The organism is Paenibacillus sp. NPDC058898 (assembly GCF_049316025.1).
GTDB lineage: Bacteria > Bacillota > Bacilli > Paenibacillales > Paenibacillaceae > Paenibacillus_AQ.
Genome location: NZ_JBMOSM010000002.1, coordinates 719,199 through 741,373 on the forward strand (window position 1 = coordinate 719,199; position 22,175 = coordinate 741,373).

Sequence of the window (22,175 nt, forward strand, 5' to 3'; positions counted from 1 at the left end):
TTTCCTAGAAATTAAAATACAAAAACTCGCTAATGCGGGTGATGTACATCAGAGAGATGACAAACAGAACCGCACATACGACGGCTTGTTTGAAATTCGGACGGAAGGAAACGGACAATTCCGAGGAATTCCGGCAGAGCAGCACAATCGGCGCGATAACAACAATGATGGCCAGCGGCTCTAATATGGCATCGTTCAAATAGAGATGAATGCCTGACAAACCGCTCATTCCCTTCAATAAACGCATAGCCTGTGCCCAGCTTTCCGCACGGAAAAAGACCCAGGTAACCGTAATGAACACAAAGGTGATCGTCCAAGCGAGAAGACGCGGCATCGCAATACCGAGCTTCCCCCAGAATCGGTGAATGACTTGTCCCACACCGTGCAGCAGGCCCCAGAACAGAAAGGTCCAGCCGGCACCGTGCCACAAACCGCCAATCAGGAAGGTCAGCACCAGGTTCCGCAGCATGATCGCTTCACCCCGGCGATTGCCTCCGAGCGGGATATAAATATAGTCCCGCAAAAAACGGCTTAGGGTCATATGCCAGCGCCGCCAGAAATCCTGTATGTTCAGCGCCTTATAAGGTGAATTGAAGTTCTGCGGCAGCCGAATATTGAACAGAAGCGCCGCACCGATGGCCATGTCGGTGTAACCGCTGAAGTCGAAGTAGAGTTGAAATGTGTACGACAAAGCAGCGATCCAAGAGTCAACGAAGCCTGCTGCTGTGTCAAAGCCCGCATTGGCATAGATCGCCAGTGTATCGGCGATGACCACCTTCTTAAACAAGCCGACGCAGAATATAAAAACACCGTTAGCGGCGTTTCCCCAATCCCACAGCTTCCCCCGAACCCGATCAAACTGCGGCATCATCTCGCCATGATGCAGGATCGGTCCCGCGATCAAATGAGGATAGAAGGTCACAAACAGCACATAATTGACGATATTGTACTCACTGGCCTTCCCTTTGTAGGCATCTACCAAATATGCGATTTGGGTAAAGGTAAAGAAGCTGATCCCAAGCGGCAGCGCCAGATTGAGGAGAGATACTTCCCACCCTGTTGCAGCTCCTATATTAACGAGAAAGAAATCGGCGTATTTATAGTAGATTAACAGCAGCACATTGCCTGCAATGCCACAAATTAATATGCCTCTGGCGCCTCGCCGGGAGAAAGAAGAGTCTTGGGAGTTGACTTGACGGGCTTGCAGCAACCGTCCGATGAAATAGTTGAAGGCAATCGAACCGAGAAGAAGAGGAAGATAGCTGATATTCCACCAGCTGTAAAAAAATAACGAAGAAAGCGCCAGCCAGCACTTGGCTGCCAGGCTATACCGAAACCGATTCAACCCAAAATATACGATAACCGTGATCGGCAGGAATATAAAAATAAAGGGATAGGAATTAAACAACATGCCGGGAAAGGCACCTCCGACTTTCTAAATTGACCATTCGTTAACGATGTCGATTCTTGGCGGTAATTTCTAAATAATATCATATATTTTACATTTGAGATATAATTTTCTTGACCACTAAATGATCCTTTATGTATAAAAGAGGCGCCTTTTAAGCGCCTCCATGTTACTCTACTCTTTTTTCAATTGCCAGGCTATCTCTACTGTGAACGTCCCTCGTTCAGCATCGTGATGGTCTTATCGATTCGCCGCTGACGGGTTTCCATCGCCTTAGCCCCCTCGATCGACAGCACCAAGCGGCGTTTATTACTGTAGGACAAACTATCGAAGTATTGTCGTGCCACCGGGTTCAGATCCAGCGTCGCGGAAAAATCCCCGGGTACCGTGATCTCGCGTGGCTCGGTATCAAGCTCAATCTGAACGGTCACTTCGTCACCCGCTGCAACTCCCGCTGCTTGCCGGTTCTCTCTCGCTAAGCGGCAGCATGAATACGCCGCCCATAGGGGCGATAGTACTGCGATAGGTATGCTTGCCGATGGTGACTGTAACTGGGGGTCTTCTGCCCAAACCGAGACCTTCCACAACTTCATCCGGTACCTGAAACCCTGTTGCCGTCTTACCGCCTAACTGTATCGTCGTTCGAAATTCCATTTTTGTATTCCTTCAGTTAAAAATCATGGGCTACCATGAACACAGCTTTATTGTGCCGTCCAGCCGCCATCCACAAGCAGCAAAGTGCCTGTCACAAGATCTGATGCCGGAGAGGCGAGATAAATAACGGCTCCAGCCACATCGCCAATGGTACCGATCCGCCCTGCCGGGATCCGTGCCAGGACGCCGTCGCGGAAATCGGGGGAGTCCAGTCGCTCGGCTGTTCCCGGCGTATGGATGAACGTAGGACCGACGGCATTGATGTTCACGCCACGGCTGGACCACTCCAGCGCCAGCACCTTTGTCAGCTGATTCACGCCGCCTTTGGAGGCGCAATAGGCAGCCCCTTCCGTAATCCCAACGACACTCACCTGGGAGCTGACGTTAATGATTTTTCCGTACCCCTGCTCCAGCATGATGCGGCCAGCAGCCTGACAGCAGAAAAATACACCCTTCAAATTCACGTCCATCATCTCATCCCAATAATCCTCGGTGATATCTTCCGCAAGCATCCCCTCTCCCAGACCGGCGTTATTGACCACGATATCGAGCCGGCCGAAATCCTTGGCTACCTGGCCAAACACGGTTCGAATCTGCTCCACATTCCGGACGTCCAGCTCATAGGCCTTGGCCTGACCTCCTGCTTGAGAAATTTCCTCGACCAATCGATCCAGCGAGTCTTTGCTTCGTGCCATGACGGCAACCTTGGCTCCTGCTGCTGCCAGCGCTTGGGCTAGTCCATAACCGATGCCTTTGCTGGCCCCCGTCACGATTGCGATTTTATCCTGAATGCTGAAATTAGGCTGCATATGTAATACCTCCATCACCTTAGATTCTATGTAGTTTCATTAAAGCATGATGGTTGGTCAGTCGCAATCGTTCCCAGCCCCCCCTATCCGATTAAGGCCTAAAGTACGTTAATTTGCAGCAGCAATAGAGGAATCTCTGCCCGTGGGCTAGAAATGATGAGAACTATAGCGATCGCTGTCTAGTATGGAGAGTATGGAGAGTATGGAGGAAATCCAAGTATGAGCGAACGATTATCTGAAGCGCAGCAACAAGCGATTCTTCATGTCGAATCAACAGCGGCGGGCCAACGAAAAGTCGCTTTGGAAATGACGGAACAAATCTTGCGGACATATGAACAAGACCCCGTAACGATCAGCTCGCTGTTAACCCATATCGGAAAATCTGCACGTGTTACGTTAAATTTCCATCCGGATCGGATAATGCCCACCGGACACGCTGTCATCGAATCCCTCTTGGCAGAAGGCATATATCATAACCAGTTCATCACGAGCGTGACGAATGGAAGCCGAACCGCCTACCCGGGCGGTGACCGCGACCAATGGGAACGGCTCCTGTTTGGCGGTGCCTACCAGCAGCCTGATGTGCGTAACGACGAGCGGCCGAAATACGGAGCACTCAATCTCATGAATTATGCCGATGGTGCATCTCCCCGCTTCGGTTCCTGTTTTTTGGTGCTATCCCCTAACCTATTGAACCGCTGCACCTTTACATTCGGTGACAGTCATGCAGGTCCTGAATTTGTGGGCACCATCCGTCAATGGGATTCGATTCTCGCTGCACTCTTGCATCAAGTTGAGACCACTGGCTCGGCCCTGGGTTTCCCGAATGTGGACATTCCGTCCATGCTGGAGCGGATTCTTCATCTGCCTTTATCGCATACTGGCTCCTACGGGCCCGTTGGGCGTTCCTTGGATGATTATATTGAAGCGCAAATCCATGGTGTCATCGACTTGTCCAGCGATGTGGAGGCCCTAGTGGCCGATCCGTCCTACCGGGACACCCCGATTGGCCAATTGCTCCATGCATTATGTGAACGGTATAACCTCACTTTGTTCTGGCACCCAGGCTTCTGCCTTGCTGTACAGGATGTTCCGGATGATTTCCGTGGACCCGTCATGCCGCCGCTCGCCAAACGGATCGATCAACGCTTTGGAGGCTCGCTGGGCATGCTGAATGCAGCCCTTATTGGCAAAGCCGCTGCTCAACTGCACCATGATCCAAGCGAATGGAGCGATTGGGGAACATTGGATGAAACCTTCCAGCATTTCAAACAGCTGTGGCATGTGCTCGTAAAGTATGGACATTCGTATCCGTATACACCAAACCGCTAAGCTGTATTTTTCCCTAAGTACGTGCATTGGCATGAGGGTCCGACTAAAGATAACCGGGCTAGCGATATCCGTGCAGCAACGGCTAGGTCTTTTGGGCGCAGCTTCTTATATATTGATTTTAGAAAGGATGATGACCGGATGGATTGGGTCCAGCGGATGAATGAGGCCATAGGTTATATAGAAGGACACATAACTGAGGAGATCGATTACGCTGAAGCTGCTCAGATCGCATGCTGCTCCGTGTACCATTTTCAACGCATGTTTCCGTTCATTACGGATGTTTCGCTGTCCGAATACATACGGAGACGCCGGCTGACACTGGCCGCCTACGAGCTGCAAAACAGCGAAATCAAAGTAATCGACCTTGCCCTTAAATATGGTTATGATTCCCCGGAGGCGTTCGCGCGTGCATTCCAGAACATGCATGGCACAACGCCGACTTCCGCACGCCAGACCGGCACCAAACTGAAGGCCTATCCCCGCATCTCCTTTCAATTCTCAATGCGAGGAGCTGCCGAAATGAATTACAGAATCGAAGAAATAAAGGCTTTTTCCGTTGTCGGTTTCAAGGAGCAAGTAAACACACAACGTGCCTATGAAGACGTTCCCCGCCTCTGGATGGAGGCTCAGGAGAAGGGCATTTTCGAGAAGCTATGGAACTATCGTGAGCAAGACCACTCGATCCGGGGAATACTGGGTGTTTGTGCAGACGGTGACTACGGGAGGAATGAGCATTTTGACTACATCATGTCCGTCGTATCCAAGGATACGCCTCAAGAACCGATAATACAGCGACATTTCCCTGCCGCCACTTGGGCCGTATTCGAGCTGGAAGGAGATCCGAGCGGAATTGCGGAGATGTGGAAACGTCTTTATACGGAGTGGATACCATCCCATGCTTATGATCTCGCGCCGCTGCCTGCCATCGAATGCTATCTTCCTCCGGACGAGCATAAGAACGAGTTATGGATTCCTGTAGTTAGAAAGGCATAGTACATTTCCGCTGAAGACGTGCACTTTTTTGCCAAAAAATCATAATAAAAGAAGCCGCAAATTCTGTGCAATACAGAGTTTGCGGCTCTTATATAGAAATTGTGCATCAAGGCTGTAATCTTGACGTTACTTGTTCAGCATGCGTCGCAGCACAACCACGGCCTCTGCTCGGGTGGCTGGGGCATCCGGCTCGAACTTCCCGCCGCTGCGACCGCTAACCAGTCCTTCGGCGTATGCGGCGGCGATATAGCCTTTGGCCCAGGCTGGAAAACTCGCAAGGTCTGCAAACTTGGCATCCTGTCCTTGAAGCGGTACTAAACCTAGCGCTTTGGCAAGCATGACGGTTAACTCCGCTCTTGTGATAACGCCTGCAGGCTGGAATCGCCCATCCTTATATCCCTGGATAATCCCTGCCTCTGCCGCAAGCCCTACCGCTTCCCTAGACCATCCTGGGATGTCTGATTCATCTTTAAACGTGTATTTGCTGTCACCCTGCAAAGCCAGTGCTCTAACCAGCATCACCGTAAATTCATCGCGTCTAATCAAGGAATCCGGCTTAAATATGCTGTTAGCGTAGCCTTTGACCAGCCCTGTGCTGGCCAGCTCGTCAATCGCTGCCTGAGCCCAGTGTCCTTTCGTGTCACGAAAAGCTTCCAGAGCCTGAGGAGGTTCAGGTTTGATCGGCGGCTCAAGATTTGGCACACTGCGAACAATGGTCAGGGTATACGTGTTCACCTTGCCACTCTCGGCGGTTACCTTAATCTCTATGACATTCTCCCCAGGTTTTAAGGAGATCCGGCCATCTTTATCCCAAGGTCCGGTGATTCTTGCCTTGCTATGAGCGGCCGTCAGATCGAATCGGATCTCTGACGCCTCGGTCTCGGCCCGATACGCGAACACGTTCGGCGAGAAGGCTGGACTCAGCTTCAAAGCATCCCCGGTTTCCCCAATTCCAATAGAGAATGTATGAAGCTGTGCACTATCCGAAGGAATCATCGGTGTAGTTGGGTTCGGATTCGCCGGTCCTGGATCAGGATCGCCTCCTGGACTTGGAGTTGGAGGCGTCGTAGGGAGCTGAAGTGTCCTCGCTGCTGCCTGGAGCGGTGCGCTTTCGTTCCCGGCATGGTCATACGCCTTTACTCGAAACGTATAGGATGTATTCGGCGTTAACCCACCAACTACGTAGGAATACGTGCTGCCAGTTACCGTTGCTACCGGAGTATCTGCGGTATCTTCGCGGTATACCCGATATCCTGTAACCTCTTCATCATCCGAGGCTTGCGGCCAGGATAACCTCATCGATGTAGTGCTAATGTCAGATATCATCAGTTGTCCGAAATCAGGCCATACCGGGGCTTCCTGATCCGGATCAGGGCCTGAATTCGGATCTTCCAGCGTCTGAGCCGTCGTCTGGAGCGGAACGCTCGCATTGCCGGCCCGATCATAGGCACGGACGCTAAGCGTATACGATGTGTCGGCCTCCAAACCGTTCATCTCATAGGAATAGGTGGCACCCGTCACGGTTGCTGTCGGCGTGGCATCATTCCCATTAAAAATGCGATATTCTGCAACCTCGTCATTGTCCGTGGCTTCAGGCCAAGACAGCTTGAGGGAGTCGGTGGATATGTCGGATGCAAGCAGCTCCGCAGCCGCAGGCCATAACGGCTCTTCCGTGTCTGGCTGCGGATCATCCTCGGTTATCGTGATAACCGCCTGGATTGGGGTACCAACGGCTGTACCTGGCACTGCAGCAATATTCAAATAAAACTCACGGTCATCTTCATGGATATCATCATTTAGAATTTCGACTTCAATCCATTTCTCAAGCTCTCCATCGGCAAAGGAGAGCGTTCCCGAAGCTGGCTTATAATGCTTGTCAGCCTTAGCGCTTCCATCCGCAGTGTTATAAGTGACAGCGACAGCACCGTGGCTGCCTCCTTCACGCATTACCTTCACCCGCAACTCGGCCTCGTCTTCCGAAACCGCATAATCAGCCGCTTCCAGCCTTAGCGTGCCCGGTTCGGGTTGCACAACAATTGCCTTATAGATATACAGGTTGTGATCAGAAGATACAATGAGATCCGGCATTCCGTCCTCGGCATAATCCCCGACAAGCGCCCGGTGTATTCCATTTCCCTGAGCCGCCAATTCGGTCTGCCACAGCAAATTCAACTGGGCTGACGCATACTCCTTGGAATACAATTCAACGCCTTTTCCCGTCGCAACGATTATTTCCGCTTGACCATCCCCGTTTACATCCTCTGCATAAACCTTTTGATTGCCCGGGACTAGAGAGTTCTGCTGAAGATTGTATGTATTGTCCCCTTGATTCATATAAAAGAAGACACCCAACATATCATTCAGAGCCAGAATATCGATGTGCCCGTCACCATTAATATCCGTTGAAACGAGATCCACGATATTTCCCGGTATTAGATGAAAGCTCTCGCTCCGCGTATAATCATTTCCCTTATACCGCTGCAGACCCAGCATCGGGCTTGCGACAACCAAATCCACCGTGCCAATAGCTCCATTCGTGATTGTTGTCGCTCTATTGCCGCCTGGTGTCAAAGTGATGGGGACCATAGTAAAACTTCTATCTGCGGCTACGTGAACAATGGTAACCTGATTGAAATTAATAATCATAATGTCTGTCCTACCATCCAAATCAAAGTCCGCAGCCACAATATCCTGAGAAAGCAGCAATGAAAGCAACCTCATATCACGAAAGGAACCGTCACCTTCCCCGTACCATATGAACGTCCCTGTTTGCGTTCCGATCAGCAAGTCCAAATGACCGTCCTGATCGTAATCATCGATTTCTAGTGAATGCGGCACCCCCAGAACCTGCAGGCTTTGTGGTGAAGGACCAAATGTTCCATCCCCCTGGCCATAGAATACATGGACCCACCCATCATCCGTTATGGCCGCAAAATCCAAATGACCGTCATGGTTGAAATCACCCGCCTTTAAATCTGTCACCTTACCGCCAAGCTGGGTGATCTCGAATTTATTCTCATAGTCTGGCACGGCCGCAAAGGCACTCGGCTGCAGCAGCAAAAGGCTGCATAGCAGTACCATCATGAATTTATAACCTTTTCGAATATTCATACATCTCCTCCCGTTCATCAACTTCAACTTCTAACCTCCCGTTCATGAAATAGACCTGTCCTTTATTGGTGTGCTCCGAATTCATTGTAAGACAACGCGTAAAACAAAAAATCCCCCTAAGGGGGGATAGAGGAGGTGGGAAATGGATACATCACATCAAATTTGAAGTTTATTCGTTCTCTTGGGATCGCTTAGCTTCTCGGCCTGCGCAATTGCCTCACTCAGATTGGCCGCATTCAGTTTGCTATAGATCCGCTTCCGATGCGTCTTCACCGTTTCATAGGTAACATTCAGTTTCTCTGCAATTTCCCTTCCGCTCAGATGATCGAGCAGTCCTTGAAAAACATCCATCTCCCTGGACGTTAACAGAGCCTCCAGCGGGGAATCCACCGATTCGGCCATTCCATCCGCTGCAGCCAGAATCGATCTGACAAATGAAAGAGAGGCGGAATCCTTCCCACGGTGTTGTCCCCGCTGCTTGGCGCGGATCAATTCGTGAAGCATTCCCATGACCGGAGCGCCCTCATCGAGGAATATCCGGGTGAAGTCATTGGCCTCCGATACCTGGAGCGCCTCTTCAAGCTGAATATGCGCTCTGCGCTGCTCCTCCCTGGACTGCAGCATCACGGCCGTAATACATAAGATTTCGGCCGCATCGATCGGCCTCATCTCACTCTCCGCAAGGTACAACAGCCGGTCCAGCAGCTCTTCGGCCTCCTCCCATCTACCCTGTAGAACAAGAACGCGGGCAAGCAGCTGATAGTCAAATAATTCAAAGACAGATACCCTGTCCCGGCTGGATAAATGGCACTGTTCACCCCAAGCCAGTGCAGGCGCCGGATCACCGTATTGCAATTGGAGACGTATGCCCTCCAGATGTAAAATTTCCATCCCTCGGGGAATGTCCATCCACTTCATCCGCCGCTGCCCGCCTTCAAGCAGCTCCAGGGCTTCAAACATATGGCCTTCGGCCGCCTTGAGCTTCGCCTGGAGGATCCAGCTCGCTACAAGATCATGCTCAGGCCGGTTAGGATTTTGACTGATCCACGTCATCGCCCTGGAAACATAATCGGCAGCCGCCGATAGATCATTCCAATAGTAGAGTACTTCCGCATGATTAAGATATAACTTGCCTAGAAAAATCGGATTCACAGCCTGATACACCTGTGCCATCTGCATGGTGTAAGGCGCTGCAATCGACCTTGAGGCATGGCCGCGACCGATTTTATAGGTTTTTACCGTGATCGGCTGCAGCGGCTTCTCCGGTTGGCCGAATATGATTTTAATGCCATTCGGAGCGTATCGCACGACCTGCTCATACTCCTGCTTGGCCAGCTTCAGATCATTCCGCCCAAATACCATTAACGTGCCGCGTACATAATGTGACATCGCCAAATATTCATGGTGCTGCACCTCGCTCAATCCCTCATAGGCTTCGGCATACCAGGCGTCCGCTTGATGCAGCAGCGCTTCTCCCTCAGAGATTTCCCCAGATTCCTCGGCAATCAACGAATTGGCATAGGAGAAAAAGAGAACCGGGTGCTGAAGCAAAATGTCGCTCGGAATCGCGGATAACCATTTTTGCAGATTCGACCATTCCCAATTCACGACGCGGGAAGTCATCTCGCTTAACAGCAATACGGCCTGTTCGTAATATTGACCTTGCAAGTAATACTCAACGGCTTCCTCCTCAAGGCGCTGTTCACAACACCAATCGCCGGCTGCCTTATATAACAGTCTCTTATTAACCTGTTCGTTCTGTTCAAGGCGTCTTAGCAAAAATTCCAAGAACAAATGATGAAATCGGAACCATTCTCCCTTATCATCCAGTGCCACGACAAACAGATGAGAACGTTCTATCGATTCGATTAGCTCGCGGCTATCCTCAAATCCGGACACAGCCATGCTTAAGGAAACATTCCAACGCTTCAGGATCGAGCATGTAAGCAAAAATTGCTTCATCCGATCGCCCTGAGCGGAGAATACCTCTTCGAACAGATACCGCTTCACTTCTCGGCTATCCCCTGCAAAATTATGGATAAACGACTCTTTATTCTCCTGCCGCCGCATCGCAATGGATGCAAGCTTAAGCCCGGTAATCCATCCCTCGGTTTTTCTGACGAGCACGGAGGAGAGCTCCGTGTTCAGCGGCAAGTCAGTATGTTCAAAAAACTGCGCACCCTCCTTCTCGGTAAACCGCATGTCTTCGGCATTGAGTCTGCTGGCAAGCTGCCTAGCTTCCATGCGAGCTACAGAGAAAGCGGGTTCGGTACGGCTGATGAGGCAAACATGGATGCACTTGGGTAAATAGTCCGTAAAATAAGCGAATGACGCCAGCAAAATTTCATTCTGAATCACATGAAAATCATCAAGAACCAGGATCAGCTCCTGATCCAGTTTATCCAGCATGTTCAGGCACACGATAAGCCCTTGATCATAACCTTCCGTATGCAGAAGCGGCAGCACGGGTTGGACTTCACCCTCATACGTCGGAAACGCTTTAGCAATGGCCGCCGTGATGTACCTCCAAAAGCGGGAGCCTTGATTATCGCCGACATCCAGTGACACCCAAGCAGTCTGTCTCTCCTGCTGCAGCAGCCATTCACTGACAAGCGTCGTTTTCCCGTATCCCGCCGGCGCGCAGACCAGGGTCATATTTCCCGACATCGCATCCATCAGCCGGTCATCCAGACGCGGCCGGGGGATTAGAGTGGACACCGTTCTGGGAACGGTTAATTTCGAGTGCAGCAGCGGCTCGCGTACACCGAGTTCAGTTCCATTTATCATCATACGCCTCCGTCTCACTTCGAATTTTACGCTGGGACATAACCTGACAACATAACACCCAGACGCGTTAATCCATCATTTCAGTACTATTCTACCATTCCGTGAACAGGGCAGTAAGCTCCAATTTGCAATCCTGGCCCATTCGAAGACTCCTTCATAAGAAAAAGCCGCTCTTCATCAGAGCGGGTGGCTTCTTTGTGTATTAAGCTGTACAGCAGGAAGAAAGTCCATCGTCATCGGATATGGTGTACCTACCTGATCCGTCTACTTGGTCTGAACGGGAATCATGATGATAAATTCGGGGTCATCCGCATAAGGATCCTGACTCATCGGATATTTTTCGAAATGCGTTAAATGATCCGGGTTATATTCCGAGTAACCTTGTTCTTTGATCCAAGCATAGATATTGTTATAGGACTGATCGATGCTCTGCTCTTTCCGATGAATACAAGTGGCATAGGTTAAAGCAGGAACGGATATCGTAACCATCCCCTCCGGAACTTCGTCGATCCGTTCCACTTCCACGACCGCGTAATGAATAAATCCCTCACCGCCGGGAACTGCGTGATAAGATAACCCCAACAACGAGTCGGTATGTAAGGCATGGGGGATCTCCTCGAGCCGCTCTTGCAGCGTCCGATGCACCGCACGTATCCCGCCTGCACCCGCTTCGGCAAATGTGCCTTCCCACTTTAATCCTATCGCCTGAAAAGCTTCCTTGCTCGTAACCGCTGCTTCGTTTCGTTGATCGTTAGTCATCCGTAAATGCTCCTTTATCCTATATTTGATTTCATTATATACTTGAACTATGCCAGAAACTGTCACAGTATAAAAAAATCATAGGAGCGAAATCATGCCCAAAACCGAACGGATCCTTAAGGTCATGCAGCGGGTGTATGAACGTCAAAACTTCACCGTCGGCGAGTTAGCCGAAGAATTCTCGGTTTCGTACCGTACGATGCTCCGCTATCTTCACGAGCTGTCTCGTCTAGGTGTTCCTTTATACGCTAATGAGGGGAAAAACGGCGGTTATTCCATGCTGACATCACGGCAAATGCGAGAACGAGCCGCGCAGACGAATGAATCCATTCAGCGGATCATCAAACCGCAGACCCTGATCGTCGGCCTGGAGATGAAGCTTCCTTTCACGGCTTATTATATGTCTCAAGCCCTCAAGCCAAAACTCTGGCAGGAACTCCAGGACCGCATGGAGGAAATTCCATATATCCGCAAGAAAACATCGAGTCCCTTATATATTGCAGCTGTTTTGAACCGGCAGCAGATCTATCATTATGTAGCCGGAGTCGAGGTAACCACGATTCGTGAGACGCCAAAGCGGATGGTGAGTTTAACCCTGCCGACACAGGAATATGCCATGTATACCCATGAAGGGCATGCCGACCGGGAGGATACCGACCAGTCCTATACCTATGTTATCCAGCAGTTGAAACAACGGAGCCTTACGCCAAACCCGACGCTCTACAGCTTGGAACTGAGAACCTCGATACATGCCTCTAAAGCCCAAATCTACATCCCTTTAATTGAATAAGAGACTTCCCGAATCGTCATCAATCCTTCGGTAAGTCACACCTTACACAGGAGCAAATGTCTTATTCCAGCTAAAAAAAAGCGAGCCCCCGATCATGTCCGGGACTCGCTTTTAGTCGTTAAATGGCTTTCGGATTATCAACTACAGGATTCACATCCGCATCGTAATCCACGCCGTCGGTTTCAAAGCCGAACAGTTGGAAGAACTCGCGGCGGTAACCGGCAAGGTCCGTCAATTCTTCAATATTTTCGCTCGTGACCTTGCTCCACAATTCGGCCACTTCAGCTTGCACATCTTCACGAAGCTCCCAATCGTCAATACGGATACGGCCCTTCTCATCCACCGGCGTTTCTTGCCCTTTATAGAGACGATCGGAGAACAGACGATAGATCTGCTCGATGCAGCCCTCGTGCAGCCCTTTCTCCTTCATGACTTTGTACAGCGCCGATACGTACAGCGGAACGACCGGGATCGCCGAGCTGGATTGGGTCACTAACGCTTTGCTGACCGTTACATAAGCCCGTCCGCCTCCGGCAGCGAGCCTCTCGTTCAATTTCAGCGCGGTTGCCTCCAGATGATCCTTGGCTTGTCCAATCGACCCATCACGGTAAATGGCTTTGGTAATCTCGGAGCCGATATAGGAGAACGCAATCGTGGTCACATTAGGAGCCAATACGCCGCCTTCCGCCAGCTCATTCATCCATAATTCCCAATCGTCGCCGCCCATCACCTCAACGGTATTCTTCACTTCCTCTTCCGTGGCCGGCTCAATCGTTACCTCCGTCACTTCACCTGTATGGAAGTTTACCGTCTTGTTGGTATAGGCTGGTCCGATCGGCTTCAATACGGAGTTGACCGTCTCGCCCGTCTCAGGCAGCGTACGGCGCGCCGAGGCAACACTGTACACCACAAGATCAACCTGGCCCAGCTCTTGGCGGATAAGCTCAACCGTCTTGGCTTTGGTCTCTTGCGTGAAAGCATCTCCCGTCACACTGAACGATTTTAAGCCTGCGGCCTCCGCTGCCTTCTCGAAAGCGACCGAATTGTACCAGCCCGCCGAAGCGGTCCGCTTCTCGGTTGCCTGGCTGGGACGATACACACCTACAGTATTCGCCCGGGAGCCGAATGCGGCAGCAATTCTGGCGGACAAGCCGTAGCCCGTTGAAGCGCCGATGACCAGCACATTGCGCGGCCCCTCGATGCCAGGCTGTTTTAACACATAATCAATCTGCTCCTGCACCTGGGCTTCGCAGCCTACAGGATGGGACGTTGTGCAAATAAATCCGCGTGTTCTAGGTTTAATGATCATATTTATATACCTCTCTTCCAGTACTCGTCGTCTGACACCATATGTATGGTCTTTTAAATTTCCTTTCTATTTTAACTGTTTTTTGTGGAGAGAGGAAATCTTTTGACAGGAAAACCAAGAAAACCTCTCTTCGGAATAACGGAGGCTTAAGCCTGCATTCCTTCCAAAGAGAGGTTCTGTATGTTTAATGCTCTATATACGTTGCCATTAAATACCGAACGAATTATTTGAATGAAGCATAGCCTTGGTCAGCCATGACCACGCTGCCTGTAATCGCAGCAGCTTCATCCAGAGACACGAGATACACGGTATCCGCTACAACTTCAGGCTGTGTTAATTCTCCGCCCATGACTTTGGCTCTCATGGAATCCAGCATTCCTGAATCTTTATAGCCTTGGATAATCGGTGTATCAACTGCTCCAGGAGCAACGGCAACGACACGAATGCCGTATGGTGCCAGTTCAAGCGCAGCGGATTTGCTCATCATGATGACGGCGCCTTTTGTAGCGTGATAAGCAAACGTTCCGGGTGAAGCCAGGAATCCGAATACGGATGCTGTATTAATGATTACACCTTTAATGCCAAGCTCTTTCATCTTTCGGCCTGCCGCGATAATACCGTAGGCAACCCCGTGCTGATTCACGTTAATGGTGCGATGGTAGAGATCCATATTTTGCTCGAGAACCGGTCCAGCGCCGCCAATCCCCGCATTGTTGTGCATGACATCGATGCGGCCGTAAAGCTCAACCGCTTTATCCACAAGCGCCTCGACGCTTTCTTGTTTGGAAACATCGACTTGAACGAAAGTGGCTTCGCCGCCTTCTTTTTTAATCATGTCCACCGTCTCTTGACCGGCAGCCTCATTATAATCGGCTACGACGACGCGATCGCCTTTTCTTGCAAATTTAAGGGAGACCTGACGACCGATTCCGCTCGCTCCACCGGTAATTACCGCTACACGTTGTTCTGACATTATCAATGACCTCCTAGGGCAAAATAGCGTTATTCTTTGAACATTGTGTGTCAATGTCCTTGTGTTCATTGTAACGCTGCGTTATATTTAAGTAAATTTAAACCTAATTAATATTACTTAACTATAGATTAAGGATGAGGTCATATGAATCTTGAACAACTGGAATATATCGTGGAGGCGGCCAAGGCAGGATCATTAACCAAAGCAGCCCAGAATTGCAACGTTACCCTTTCTGCCGTCAGCCAAGCGGTGTCCAGCCTGGAAGCCGAGTTCGGTTTCTCCTTGTTTACCCGATCAAGGCTTGGTGCCGTACCCACAGCCGAGGGCCAGCGAATTCTCCAGAAAGCCTATGCCATTTTGGAACAATTTCAGGAGCTGAAATCGGAGGCCGAAGGATATTCCAACCTGCTGAGCGGATCTTTGCGGATTGCTACCGTTCCGGTACCCTTAACGCTGTCCATCGATGCCATTATTCAGTTCAAAAAAGACTTTCCCCAAATCAAACTCGAAATCACGGAAAAAGCGACTCTTGATATTATTGAGGATATCAAACAAAATCATGCGGATATCGGTTTGATTTTTGTCGATGATTCCATCATTCATCAACACCGCGGCCTCCATTTCGGCAAGCTGCTGGAGAGCAAATTCGTGGTCGGAGTCAGCCGTCAATCTCCACTCGCCATGCGGCAATCGATCACGCCGGAAGAACTGCGTAAGTACCCCTTGGTTCTCTACAAGGATGACAGTCTGTTCAAACTGATGGATGTATTCGAGGAGCAGTACGGGGAAATGGATCTGCTCTTCTCAACCAACCAGACGAGGGTCATACAGAAGGTCGTCGAAGAGAATGTAGCGGTCACGGTGGGGGTCGATTTGTCCTTCTCCAGCTTCACTCCCATACCTTCGGGAAACATCGTAACGCTGGAGCTGGAGATGCCCCCGGGCCACGCTGCCTCCTCATTCGGGTGGGTACAGCCCGGAACGCACCATCTGTCGAAGCCGGCATCGATCTTCCTGGACAAGCTGAAACATCAGATTGGGTAAACGCCACCTTTGCTCCCGAATATAAAAGCCAACCGGCAAATAGGGGCGTGACCGTTATCACGTCCCCTGCTCTTCGGTTGGCTTTTTTTAAAAAAGTCAGTATTAACGTAATGACTCGCTGAGTGTCAAACTCACCGGGCAATGATCGCTTCCCATCACATGGCAGTCGATCTCGGCATCCTTCAGTTTCTCGGTTAAACGGGCAGACGTCAAAAAATAATCGATGCGCCAGCCGATATTCCGCTCCCTTACCTTGGCCATATACGACCACCAGCTGTATACATCCGTGCGATCCGGGTAGAAATAACGGAAGGAATCGATAAAGCCGGCTGACAGCAGGTCGGTCATTTTGCCCCGCTCTTCCAGCGTGAAGCCTGAGTTGCCATGATTGGACTTGGCATTTTTCAGGTCGATTTCCTGATGCGCCACATTCAAGTCGCCGCATGCGATCACGGGTTTGCGTTCGTCAAGCTGAAGCAAGTAAGCACGGAACCGTTCCTCCCACTCCAGCCGATAATCCAGCCTGCTCAGGTCACGCTTCGCATTCGGCGTATATACGTTCACAAGATAGAAGTCCTCAAACTCCAGCGTGATCACTCTGCCCTCCGGCTCGCTGTCCTCCTCCAGACCATAGCGTACGGACAGTGGTGCGATTTTCGTAAATACCGCCGTTCCCGAATATCCCTTCTTCTCTGCATAATTCCAATATTGTTGATACTCCGGCCCCAAATCAAGCTCAATTTGCCCGGCTTGCAGCTTCGTCTCCTGCACGCAAAATATATCGGCATCCGCCTGTTGAAAATAATCCATAAAGCCCTTCGTTACACAGGCCCGCAATCCGTTGACGTTCCATGACACTAACTTCATTTACGCAACCTCCGTGGTATCCATATCGTATTAGCGTGTTGAATCTATGAATCTTCTAAATTCTATTATGGTATCATGTCACGGCTGAAACGAACAAGCAGCTTTGAGCGCTTTCACCATAACTTCATGAACAACTCATGACTGAAGGCACAAGTGTCCTTGCGCAAAGCATGAAGCGAAGTTGTGGTTACGTGCATAATCCCGCGCCAAATCTGGAACAACATAAACGTTCGCAAACTGCGATCATTCGTACGTCCGCAATCGATGAGAACCCCACATAAGGAGGAGTACAGCATGACAGGCAGAAACAGCAAACCAAAGAACGACGGTCCTTCCAGCAGTCCTGAACGTTTGGACCAATACGGTGACAAGCTTGCTTCCGAGAATGAGGAAGAGTTTACTTCGGCGGCCGAGGAGCACTGTCGAGATCAGGAATAGCGGGTTATCGCCGATGCGCATTCCATAAACAATTAAACAGCAAAAACACCCATCCTTGCTTAGCAATGTAACGGGTGTTTTTTGCTATTGCTATATCCTGCTCTTTTTATAAGAGTGACAAAGCGCAGGTTAAAGTATCCAAACAAAATAGCCGCCTCCCCGATCAACACCGGGAAGACGGCTGCACATTCAATCTGATAGCGTTTATTTCACCAAACTCTCCAGCACGTTATCAATGATCTGGCTGTTGGCAATCGTGCCTGTATACAACCAGCTCGTATCTTTTCCATATTCATAGATGTTGCCGTTCTTAACAGCCGGAATATTCGCCCAGAGCGGATCCTGAAGCACTTCGGCCCCTTCGCCGTCACTATTAATGAAGAACAGATGATCCGCGTCGAGCTCCGCCAATTTTTCCAGGGAAATGGATGACCAGTTGCCCGTAGCCGATGCCGAAATTTCCTTCACCACACTCGGAACCGTGAGACCCAAGTCACCGTACATAACGGCTCCGCTGGACAACGTCTCGCTAACGACGAACAATTTACCGCCGACAAGCCAAATCGCTGCAGCAGATTCACCGCCGATCGATTGCTGGATTTGCTCCTTGGCATCTTTGGCCTTCTGCTCGTATTTATCGAGCGCCGCTTGCGCTTCCTCCTCCATGCCAAAAATTTCTCCCACTTTCTTCAGCTCTTCGCGCCAATCGTTATTGACCTCATTGCCGATGACGTAGGTTGGAGCAATCTTCTCGTATTGGCTGTACTTGTTGCCTTCGACCATGGATGCCGAGTCCATGATCAATAGATCCGGCTGGAAGCTCGCTACCGCTTCAAAGGGAAGATCATGCTCAATCGTAGGCACATCCTTCAATGAGTCCTGCAGATAATCCTGGACGCTTCCGCCTTTGACCGACCACTGCGCAATCGGAGTAATACCCAATGCCACGAGGTTATCCTCCAAGTAAGAAGCTATCACTCGTTTCGGCTCCGCCGGAATTTTTACCTCATGGCCCATAGCGTCTGTCAATGTGCGTTCTGTCTTGGCTTCTGTGCTTCCTTCGTCCGACTTGGCTTCGGTGCTGTTGTTCTGGTCACTTGGCGCTTGGGCCTCCGTTGGCTCGTTCCCGGCTGCTTCCTTGCTATTTCCACAAGCTGCAAGCAGCGTGAAAGCTGCCAATAGTCCTGCGATTATCCATATTTTTTTCTTGAACCGATTCATTGTTACAGATCCCCTTTATGTATATTTTTTCTGCCTAGATCACTAGCAATCTTAGGATGAAGTGATATAATAATAACCATGATAATGAAATTCATTCTCAATTACAATACGTTATTTAAAATTTTTTATCAACATGAAGGTTTAGGTGACTATGCAAGCAAATCAGCCCATGAACAAAACAACCGCAAAATCCATCTACCGCCCCAAGACGGCCGCGGTCGTCATTCTGTTGGGACTTAGCCTCCTGGCTGTCGCTATGGCATCCTCGATTATCTATGGTGCGTCGAACATCCAATTGTCCACCATATGGGAGGCTTTTGTCCACTTCGATGCCCATTCCACCTCGCACCAGATTATCCAGAGACTGCGCATGCCGAGGGCCTTGGCAGCTGCGCTGATCGGCGGTTCCTTGGCCGTTTCCGGAGCCATCATGCAGGGCATGACAAGAAACGCGCTCGCTTCCCCTTCCATTATGGGAGTCACCGCAGGTGCCACTTTCATGATGTCGATTGGGTTTGCCTTTATGGAGTCGCCGTCCAACACCGTGCTCATGCTGCTATCTTTTGCCGGTGCGGGCCTTGGGGCCGGACTCGTGCTTCTCATCGGCTCGTTATCCAAACGGGGCCTGACGCCCGTCAAGCTGGCGCTGGCCGGATCTGCCGTAACCGCGCTCCTCAGCTCGATTTCCTCGGCCATTGCCATCCGCTTTAACGTTGCCAAGGATATCAGCTTCTGGTATGCCGGAGGCGTATCGGGCGTGCAATGGGTAAACGTGAAGCTTCTGATCCCCGTCGCGATTGTCGGGCTGCTGATTGCGCTGGCGCTCAGCAGATCCATTACCGTCATGAGCCTGGGCGAAGAGGTCGCTACCGGGCTTGGCCAAAAAACGGGAGTCGTGAAGTTCCTGGGCACACTCGTTGTGCTGCTGCTCACGGGCGCAGCGGTAGCTGTGGGCGGAACGATCGGATTCGTGGGGCTTGTCATCCCGCATATCGTTCGCTTCATCGTAGGTCCCGACTATCGACTGATCATCCCTTGCTCCGCTGTCATGGGAGCACTTTTGCTGGTGTTTGCCGATGTGGGGGCGCGGATGATCAACCCTCCGTTCGAGACGCCTGTCGGTGCGATTACGGCGGTCATCGGCGTTCCCTTCTTCCTCTATCTTGCACGACGCGAAGGGAGGGGACTGTAACGATGAATACAACAAGAAAAGTGATGTCCGTGTCGATGATCCTGCTGCTGGCCATATTAGCCGTGTTTCTGGTCAGCCTGAATATGGGCACGATGAAAATCCCGCTCGCTGAGGTCATCAAAGCGTTCAAAGGAACAGGATCTGAGCAGAATTATACCGTTCTAATGCACTTTCGTTTACCCCGCATGGTCATTGCCATTCTGATCGGTGCGGGAATCGCCGTCTCCGGCGCTATTCTGCAGAGTGTTTCGCGGAACGCGCTGGCAGATCCGGGCATTCTCGGCATTAATTCCGGAGCAGGACTGGCTGTCGTGCTGTATATCTTTTATTTTCAAGGCAGCTCGTTCAGTTCCGGCATATGGTCCGTCTATATCATGCCTTTTGCCGCGCTATTTGGGGCATTTCTCGCTGCCTTTCTCATATATTCAATAGCCTGGAAGCAAGGCGTGACGCCGATTCGGCTTGTTTTAGTGGGGATTGGCATCAACGCGGCCTTCGGAGCGCTTATTATCGTGTTTCAGCTCATGATGGACCCCAACAATTTTATGCAGGCCACCATCTGGCTGTCCGGAAGCATCTGGGGAGCAAGCTGGGAATATGTCGTTGCGATCCTTCCGTGGATTCTTCTGCTGATTCCCTGGGCGGTGTATAAATCGCAACATTTGAATGTGCTCAACCTGGGGGACCACACGGCAGCGGGACTTGGGGTCACGGTAGAACGCGAGCGAAGAACGCTCCTGTTCATCTCTGTTGCCCTGGCAGGCGCCTGCGTGGCCGTAGGCGGCGGCATCGCGTTTCTTGGACTGGTTGCTCCGCATCTGGCGCGTAAGCTGGTGGGTCCCCGTCATCAGGGAATGCTGCCTGTCTCTGCACTTCTCGGCTCTCTTGTACTTCTTGTGGCTGATATGATCGGCAAGAACCTGATGGCCCCTTCCGAGATCCCTGTAGGATTAGTCGTTTCATGTCTCGGAGCACCCTACTTTATTTATTTGTTGATCAAGGATTAATTGAATGAGTTTAAAAAAGACGGCGATGACCTCCCGAATCCATTTGGAGGTCATCGCCGTTGTTTTGTGTCATGCGCTAAAAGCTTGATTGGCGCACATGAGCGAGTGCTGTGCACTGTTCTGACTCAGCTCGGAGGTAACCTTTTTATTCCGCAAAACAAAAAGACCGCATTACGCGGTCTTTCATAAGCTGTGCAACTGCGGTCACGCAGCGGCTTTATTAGTGAGCGCTCACCAGGATTTTCACCTGGTTCTTCTCTTTGAGCAAGGCCTCAAAGCCCCGGTCAATAATCTCATCCAGTTTGATCCGCTGAGTTACCAGCTTATCCGCAGGGAAGAATCCTTTTTCCATCAGGCTGATGACAGCCGGGAATACGTCGCGATAACCGATGATTCCGGTAATATTACGCTCCTTCATCACGATGTCATTCGGCACGATCGGAGCGGAGGTTTCGAATATGCTGACAATCATAATCTGACCACCGATCTTCGTAGAATTGATGGCTTGATTCAGTACAGGTGGAACACCCGTTACTTCGAAAGCCACATCTACCCCGGTGCCGGTGCGACGATGAAGTTCTTCTACGACATCGTAAGCCTTGGGATCAATGACGATAGCCCCCAATTCTTCGGCTTTCTGTTTACGCTCAGCAGACAGTTCTACTGCGTAAATCTCGGACGCCCCTGCTGCCTTCAATGCTTCGATAACGAGCAGACCAATCGGTCCCGCACCGAATACAACTGCCCGATCCCCTGCTTTCAGCTGGCTTTGGCGTACGGCATACAAGGCGACTGCCGATGGCTCTACCAAAGCCCCTTGTTCATAGGAGACGCTGTCCGGAATTTTGTGAACCATATGCTCATCCGCAGCTACATATTCGGAGAATCCGCCGCCCCCGCCGGCAAGGCCGAGAAAGCCCATTTTTTCGCACAGATTGTATTTGCCTTGTCTGCAAGCTTCGCATTTTCCGCATGCAAATACTGGCTCAACAACCACGCGGTCACCAGCCTTGAATTTCGTGACGCCTTCGCCAACCTCTACCACCTGGCCAGAAAATTCATGGCCCATTACCACCGGAGCCTGTTCTCCGGTAAGGGGATGAGGCGTATTCTCAGGTATAAATATAGGCCCAGCTACGTATTCGTGGAGATCACTGCCACAAATCCCGCACCATTCGACCTTGATTTTCACTTTTCCACTCGTTGCTTGCGGCTCTGCAATTGTCTCCAAACGCAGATCCTTTACTCCATGCCAGCGCAATGCTTGCATTGTCTTCATCTCCTTATGAGTTCGAAAAAAATAAAAATAAAACAGGAAACGTTTCCGAAATCAAATATGTCACATTTTCGACAATATGTCAAACACCATTGACTAAAATGTACTAAAAATCATGGACAACCCGAGATCTAAGCTCCTCCTCTTTTTCAGTGATTATCAGCAATGTATACAGAACGCACCCTGCACCTCTTTTCTTCGTCGA

General features: G+C 50.6%; 19 protein-coding genes. 7 read left to right on the forward strand and 12 right to left on the reverse strand.

Annotated elements, in window-relative coordinates:
- Positions 1–4: 4 nt before the first annotated feature.
- From ACOZB4_RS07565 to ACOZB4_RS07580, 4 genes are all read right to left on the reverse strand, one after another.
- Positions 5–1,411 carry an MBOAT family O-acyltransferase gene (locus tag ACOZB4_RS07565; RefSeq protein ID WP_379407925.1) on the reverse strand — a complete coding sequence of 469 codons (1,407 nt, stop codon included), beginning with the start codon at positions 1,409–1,411 and terminating at the stop codon, positions 5–7.
- Between the two features lie 200 nt (positions 1,412–1,611).
- Positions 1,612–1,839, reverse strand: a complete 228-nt coding sequence (locus ACOZB4_RS07570; protein ID WP_379407923.1) for a YdeI/OmpD-associated family protein — start codon at positions 1,837–1,839, stop codon at positions 1,612–1,614.
- A 4-nt stretch (positions 1,840–1,843) separates the two neighbouring features.
- A complete protein-coding gene (locus ACOZB4_RS07575) occupies positions 1,844–2,062 on the reverse strand; it encodes a DUF1905 domain-containing protein (RefSeq protein ID WP_379407920.1) in 219 nt (72 codons plus the stop codon).
- 47 nt (positions 2,063–2,109) lie between these two features.
- Positions 2,110–2,871 carry an SDR family NAD(P)-dependent oxidoreductase gene (locus tag ACOZB4_RS07580; RefSeq protein ID WP_379407918.1) on the reverse strand — a complete coding sequence of 254 codons (762 nt, stop codon included), beginning with the start codon at positions 2,869–2,871 and terminating at the stop codon, positions 2,110–2,112.
- Between the two features lie 219 nt (positions 2,872–3,090).
- On the opposite strand from ACOZB4_RS07580, the gene ACOZB4_RS07585 reads away from it, so the two are divergent.
- Positions 3,091–4,203, forward strand: a complete 1,113-nt coding sequence (locus ACOZB4_RS07585) for a DUF3626 domain-containing protein (RefSeq protein WP_379407912.1) — start codon at positions 3,091–3,093, stop codon at positions 4,201–4,203.
- A 138-nt stretch (positions 4,204–4,341) separates the two neighbouring features.
- Positions 4,342–5,196 (forward strand): AraC family transcriptional regulator, encoded by an 855-nt coding sequence (locus ACOZB4_RS07590; RefSeq protein ID WP_379407909.1) that lies wholly within the window; start codon positions 4,342–4,344, stop codon positions 5,194–5,196.
- A gap of 126 nt (positions 5,197–5,322) precedes the next feature.
- On the opposite strand, the gene ACOZB4_RS07595 is transcribed toward ACOZB4_RS07590, so the two are convergent.
- The 3 genes from ACOZB4_RS07595 to ACOZB4_RS07605 all read right to left on the reverse strand — a co-directional run bounded on the left by ACOZB4_RS07595 (position 5,323) and on the right by ACOZB4_RS07605 (position 11,853).
- A complete protein-coding gene (locus ACOZB4_RS07595) occupies positions 5,323–8,307 on the reverse strand; it encodes an S-layer homology domain-containing protein (RefSeq protein WP_379407905.1) in 2,985 nt (994 codons plus the stop codon).
- Positions 8,308–8,463: 156 nt separating this feature from the next.
- Positions 8,464–11,094 carry a LuxR C-terminal-related transcriptional regulator gene (locus tag ACOZB4_RS07600; protein WP_422759515.1) on the reverse strand — a complete coding sequence of 877 codons (2,631 nt, stop codon included), beginning with the start codon at positions 11,092–11,094 and terminating at the stop codon, positions 8,464–8,466.
- 264 nt (positions 11,095–11,358) lie between these two features.
- Positions 11,359–11,853: a GyrI-like domain-containing protein gene (locus tag ACOZB4_RS07605; protein ID WP_379407896.1), complete on the reverse strand. Its 495-nt coding sequence runs from the start codon at positions 11,851–11,853 to the stop codon at positions 11,359–11,361.
- A 94-nt stretch (positions 11,854–11,947) separates the two neighbouring features.
- Between ACOZB4_RS07605 and ACOZB4_RS07610 the strand changes: the two genes are divergently transcribed.
- On the forward strand, positions 11,948–12,643 hold the full coding sequence (locus ACOZB4_RS07610; protein WP_379407893.1) for a helix-turn-helix transcriptional regulator: 696 nt from the start codon (positions 11,948–11,950) through the stop codon (positions 12,641–12,643).
- A gap of 118 nt (positions 12,644–12,761) precedes the next feature.
- Here ACOZB4_RS07610 and fabV read toward each other — a convergent pair whose 3' ends face one another.
- Both fabV and ACOZB4_RS07620 read right to left on the reverse strand, forming a co-directional pair.
- The gene (gene fabV, locus ACOZB4_RS07615) at positions 12,762–13,952 is read right to left on the reverse strand and encodes an enoyl-ACP reductase FabV (protein ID WP_379407889.1); all 1,191 of its coding nucleotides are present in this window, start codon (positions 13,950–13,952) and stop codon (positions 12,762–12,764) included.
- A 223-nt stretch (positions 13,953–14,175) separates the two neighbouring features.
- Positions 14,176–14,925 (reverse strand): SDR family NAD(P)-dependent oxidoreductase, encoded by a 750-nt coding sequence (locus tag ACOZB4_RS07620; protein WP_076324406.1) that lies wholly within the window; start codon positions 14,923–14,925, stop codon positions 14,176–14,178.
- 144 nt (positions 14,926–15,069) lie between these two features.
- Between ACOZB4_RS07620 and ACOZB4_RS07625 the strand changes: the two genes are divergently transcribed.
- Complete coding sequence (locus tag ACOZB4_RS07625; protein ID WP_379407878.1) at positions 15,070–15,969, forward strand: LysR family transcriptional regulator; 900 nt, start codon at positions 15,070–15,072, stop codon at positions 15,967–15,969.
- 102 nt (positions 15,970–16,071) lie between these two features.
- On the opposite strand, the gene ACOZB4_RS07630 is transcribed toward ACOZB4_RS07625, so the two are convergent.
- Positions 16,072–16,836, reverse strand: a complete 765-nt coding sequence (locus tag ACOZB4_RS07630; RefSeq protein ID WP_379407874.1) for an exodeoxyribonuclease III — start codon at positions 16,834–16,836, stop codon at positions 16,072–16,074.
- A gap of 294 nt (positions 16,837–17,130) precedes the next feature.
- Between ACOZB4_RS07630 and ACOZB4_RS07635 the strand changes: the two genes are divergently transcribed.
- On the forward strand, positions 17,131–17,274 hold the full coding sequence (locus tag ACOZB4_RS07635; protein ID WP_009595787.1) for a hypothetical protein: 144 nt from the start codon (positions 17,131–17,133) through the stop codon (positions 17,272–17,274).
- A gap of 204 nt (positions 17,275–17,478) precedes the next feature.
- On the opposite strand, the gene ACOZB4_RS07640 is transcribed toward ACOZB4_RS07635, so the two are convergent.
- Positions 17,479–18,495 (reverse strand): iron-hydroxamate ABC transporter substrate-binding protein, encoded by a 1,017-nt coding sequence (locus ACOZB4_RS07640; RefSeq protein WP_379407865.1) that lies wholly within the window; start codon positions 18,493–18,495, stop codon positions 17,479–17,481.
- Between the two features lie 151 nt (positions 18,496–18,646).
- Between ACOZB4_RS07640 and ACOZB4_RS07645 the strand changes: the two genes are divergently transcribed.
- Both ACOZB4_RS07645 and ACOZB4_RS07650 read left to right on the forward strand, forming a co-directional pair.
- Complete coding sequence (locus ACOZB4_RS07645) at positions 18,647–19,687, forward strand: FecCD family ABC transporter permease (protein ID WP_379408041.1); 1,041 nt, start codon at positions 18,647–18,649, stop codon at positions 19,685–19,687.
- Positions 19,688–19,689: 2 nt separating this feature from the next.
- Complete coding sequence (locus ACOZB4_RS07650; RefSeq protein WP_379407861.1) at positions 19,690–20,694, forward strand: FecCD family ABC transporter permease; 1,005 nt, start codon at positions 19,690–19,692, stop codon at positions 20,692–20,694.
- A 220-nt stretch (positions 20,695–20,914) separates the two neighbouring features.
- Here the strand turns inward: ACOZB4_RS07650 and ACOZB4_RS07655 are convergent, their stop codons facing one another.
- The gene (locus tag ACOZB4_RS07655; RefSeq protein ID WP_076324413.1) at positions 20,915–21,964 is read right to left on the reverse strand and encodes a 2,3-butanediol dehydrogenase; all 1,050 of its coding nucleotides are present in this window, start codon (positions 21,962–21,964) and stop codon (positions 20,915–20,917) included.
- Positions 21,965–22,175: the final 211 nt, after the last annotated feature.